Annotated in this window: 4 protein-coding genes; all 4 read left to right on the top strand. The window is 66.1% G+C overall.

Annotated elements, in window-relative coordinates:
* A partial coding sequence (locus ACESL8_RS12875; RefSeq protein ID WP_372919481.1) for a helix-turn-helix domain-containing protein occupies window positions 1-352 on the top strand: 352 nt, incomplete at its 5' end.
* A 90-nt stretch (window positions 353-442) separates the two neighbouring features.
* The gene (locus tag ACESL8_RS12870; RefSeq protein WP_372919479.1) at window positions 443-577 is read left to right on the top strand and encodes a hypothetical protein; all 135 of its coding nucleotides are present in this window, start codon (window positions 443-445) and stop codon (window positions 575-577) included.
* Complete coding sequence (locus ACESL8_RS12865; RefSeq protein ID WP_372919483.1) at window positions 574-1656, top strand: S41 family peptidase; 1083 nt, start codon at window positions 574-576, stop codon at window positions 1654-1656. Before ACESL8_RS12870 ends, ACESL8_RS12865 begins: the two co-directional genes overlap by 4 nt.
* A gap of 53 nt (window positions 1657-1709) precedes the next feature.
* Window positions 1710-2837, top strand: a 1128-nt coding sequence (locus ACESL8_RS12860) for an aminotransferase class I/II-fold pyridoxal phosphate-dependent enzyme (protein ID WP_372919477.1), incomplete at its 3' end; no start/stop codon positions are given.

Raw genomic sequence — 2837 nt, 5'->3', positions numbered from 1 at the left:
GGCAGCGCCGGGCCGCGACTGGGCGGCGATGGGTGCGCGTTTCGAGGCCGAAATCGAAGCCAAGCGTCTGTGGCAAGATCTTGACCTGACGGCGGCCAGCCTGGCCCGGGCGCTGGGTACCAACAGCAATTATCTGGCGCGCGCTTTGGGCGAAGGGCTGGGCGCCAATTTCAACACAGTGATCAATCGGCGACGGGTGAAGGAAGTGCAGGTCTGGTTGGCTGACCCAGCCGACACCCGCGCCATCCTGACCATGGCGATGGATGCGGGCTTCCGCTCCAAGGCCAGCTTTAACCGGGCCTTTGCCGAATTTGCCGGGACCACACCCACAAAGGCACGTCTCAAATCCTGAAAGCAGGCATAAATTCAGCGTTTCGGGCGATCAGCCCCGCCGAATCGACGACAGCACGAGCCGCCAACTGCAATCCGAAAGGCTCATCCGATGCTCCGTTCCGCCCTCCTCGCTGTTCTGCTGGCTTCCACCCCGGCAATCGCGGCCGACATGCCCAACCCGATGCTTTCACCCGCTCAGGCCGGCAGCGATGTCGCGCTGATGCGGCGGGCACGCAGCATCTGATCCTTGATCTGCGCGCCAATGGCGGCGGATCGGAAGATGTTTCGATTGCGCTGGCCCGCCACCTGTTCGATGCGCCGTTCACATGGAGCAGGCCGATCCGTTACAAGGCAATCCGGATTGGCGATCTCCAGCGCCACATCAGCAGTTGGGGCGAGCGCGAGGCCCTGTTCAACGCGCCGGAATCCGCGTTCACCCGGACCGCCGACGGTTGGTACGACCGGATCCCCGTGGGCACCGACGAAAGCGATGACGGCGACAGCACGATCGAACACCAGCCGCTGCCGGCTGCGCAGCGTTTCGCCGGCCGGCTGACGGTGCTCACCGGCCTGCGCAATGGTTCGGGATCAACGCGAACTATCGCCTGGCTGAAGGAACGGCGCGGCGCTGCGCTGGTGGGGGAGGAAGGCGGCGGCAGCGCCGAAGGCCCGACCGCCGGCAATGTCTTCCTCGTCACCCTGCCAGCCAGCGGCATCAAGGTCCGCGTGCCCAACGCCTGGAACCGCACCAACATCATGCAGTTTACCCCGCGCCGCGGTGTGGCAGTGGATGTGCTGGTAGTGCCGACGCTGGCCGATTTCCAAGCTGGCCGCGACCGGGCGGTGGAAGCGGCGCGCGATCTGGGTGCTGTGCCGGCTGCGATCGATCCGGCCGCCGAGTTAACCAGCGCACTGGCCGGCAACTGGGCCGGAACACTTGATTACCGCGATTACGGCAACGACAGCCGGACGGCTTTGCCCACGCTGCTCAGCGTCACCGGCTTGGCCTTGGCGTGGACCTTTGATGACGGGCCGGGCAAAACCGTGCGCTCCAGTGCACGCTGGTCGTTCACGCCTGATGGCAAGACCATGCTGGTAAATGAAGGCCGGCGCCGCGAAACCATGGCCGTTTCCGAATTGTGCCGCAGCCCGGACGGCGCGCTGACCCTTGTGCTGGACGGGAAGGGCCACGAAAACGGCAAGCCAGTGACAATCCGCACCGTCCTGACCCGGGACAAGGCGGTGCTGCGCATCACCCGGATGAGCCGCGCCACCGGCCAGCCGTTCATCATGCGCCCCAGCTATCAGCTGCGCCCAGTTTGATAACACTGGCTGCGGGGCTGGCACCGTGCCGGCCTGCATGGCACAAGACTGCAATGCAGGCCGGCACCACAATTTTCGAACATATGTCGGGCCTTGCCCGCCAGCATGATGCGATCAACCTGGGGCATGGGTTCCCGGATTTCGGCTGGCCCGATACTGTTCTTGCGGCCGGGGCGAAGGCCATCACCACGGGCTATAATCAATATCCGCCGATGCGCGGCTTGCCGGAATTGCGCAGCGCAGTGGCGGCTTTCCATGGCCGGCGGCAAGGGCTGACGGTCAGCCCCGATCAGGTGATCATCACGTCGGGCGCCACCGAGGCGGTCGCTGCCAGCATCATGGCCGTGGCGGGCGCTGGCGATGAAGTGGTGCTGTTTGCGCCGGCGTACGATGCCTATGCGCCGCTGGTTCGGCGGGCCGGGGCGCAGCCGGTGTTTGTTCAGCTGCTGCCGCCCGACTGGCAGGCCAGTGCCGCCGCAATCGCAGCTGCCATCACGCCGGCCACCCGCGCCATCGTGATCAACACCCCGCACAATCCCACCGGCGGCATGGCCGGCGCTGCCATGATGGCCGCCATTGCCGATTTGGCCCGCGCCCATGATCTGATCATCATCAGCGACGAGGTGTGGGAAGAGGTGATCACCGGCGACGCCGTGCACATCTCGCCGTTCAGCCTCGCGCCGGAACGCACCATCAAGATCGGATCGGCTGGCAAGCTGCTGGCATTGACGGGCTGGAAAGTCGGCTGGGTCGTGGCCGTGCCCGAACTGGCCGAACGCGTCGCGCAGGTGCACCAGTTTCTCACCTTCACCACGCCGCCGCCGTTGCAAGTGGCCGTGGCCACCGGCCTGGCGTTGCCGGATGACTGGTTCGATGCGGCCCGGGCGCGATTTGTGCGGGCGCGGGATCGGCTTGCGGCAGCCCTGGTTGCTGGCGGCTGGCGGCTGCTGCCCACAAAGGGCAGCTATTTCCTGATGGCCGATCTGGCGGCATCGGGGGTGGCGCTTGGTGACCGGGAATTTTGCGAGGCAGCGGTGGCCCGCGCCGGAGTGGCGGCGATTCCGCTTTCGGCCTTTCAGCCAGATGGCACCCAAACCCCGTTCATCCGGCTGGGTTTTGCCAAGTCCGATGCAGTGCTGGATGCGGGGGCTGCGCGGCTGAACGCAGCCCGCACGCAACCG

The organism is Sandarakinorhabdus sp. (assembly GCF_041689835.1).
In the GTDB taxonomy this organism is placed as follows: Bacteria; Pseudomonadota; Alphaproteobacteria; order Sphingomonadales; family Sphingomonadaceae; genus Sandarakinorhabdus.
The sequence above is the reverse complement of the archived record's forward strand: the minus strand, read 5'-3'. Positions and strand labels throughout refer to the sequence as shown.

Excerpts from the sequence above, each read along its gene's own strand:
- ACESL8_RS12870 (WP_372919479.1), top strand. The coding sequence starts at position 443 with ATGCTCCGTTCCGCCCTCCTCGCTGTTCTGCTGGCTTCCACCCCGGCA.